Origin of the sequence: Arthrobacter sp. NPDC058288, assembly GCF_042880995.1 — a bacterium.
Lineage (GTDB): Bacteria > Actinomycetota > Actinomycetes > Actinomycetales > Micrococcaceae > Arthrobacter.
The window spans coordinates 1-1,021 of sequence record NZ_JBHVYH010000024.1; the positions used below are offsets into that span (position 1 = coordinate 1).

Here is a 1,021-nt window from a genome sequence, read left to right on the forward strand (position 1 = left end):
GGTCCGCTATCGGTCATTAGGGAGTATTTAGGCTTATCAGGTGGTCCTGACAGATTCGCACGGGATTTCTCGGGCCCCGTGCTACTTGGGATACTTCCCAGGCGGTACACAACATTACGGTTACGGGGCTCACACCCTCTCTGGCCGGCCTTTCAAGACCGTTCACCTATGCCTGCACATCACACCCCACTGTCCCGGCAGAGACAGCACGGAAAGTCCCACAACCCCGACCATGCAACGCCCGCCGGCTATCACACATGGAACGGTTTAGCCTGATCCGCGTTCGCTCGCCACTACTAACGGAATCACTATTGTTTTCTCTTCCTGCGGGTACTGAGATGTTTCACTTCCCCGCGTTCCCTCCACGCACCCTATGTGTTCAGATGCGGGTCACCAGGTAACTCGCGTCCCTGGCGGGGTTTCCCCATTCGGACACCCTGGGATCACAGTCCGGTTATCGACTCCCCCAGGCTTATCGCAGATTCCTACGTCCTTCTTCGGCTCCTAATGCCAAGGCATCCACCGTGTGCTCTTAAAAACTTGACCACAAAAGATCAAAAAAACTAATTTTCGAGAGAACCACGAAAACCAGCCACACCCAACAACAAACCCGCCCCGAAAGGCAAGCCATCATCACGCGCAGCCAGATCCAGGTTCATATTCTTGGAAATTGCTTCTTATAAAAGATGCTCGCGTCCACTATGTAGTTCTCAAACAACAACCCCGTACCACACACCCCACACACCAGGCCCCCAAAGGAACCAAAACAGTGCATGCTCGCTGCAGCCAGGAAACCAGAAACAAACAAAACCCGGGAAGAAACCCTCCCGGTCCTGTTGTCTCAGGACCCAACAGTGTGCCAAACACTAAACCGCCTGCGTCCCGCCCCCGCCGTTCCAGGACACTCAAAAGCATCCGTACTGGACAAGAACAAAACCATGCGGCCGCTATCTGCTGATATTCCACCCGTGAGCACCCGCCGCAGAACTTACGTCTGCGCAACGGGCGTACTCCTGACAAC

The 1,021-nt window shown here is 54.8% G+C and carries 1 rRNA gene; it reads right to left on the reverse strand.

Annotated elements, in window-relative coordinates:
* A 23S ribosomal RNA gene (locus ACFVWT_RS22580) occupies positions 1-546 on the reverse strand; the annotation flags it as partial.
* Positions 547-1,021: the final 475 nt, after the last annotated feature.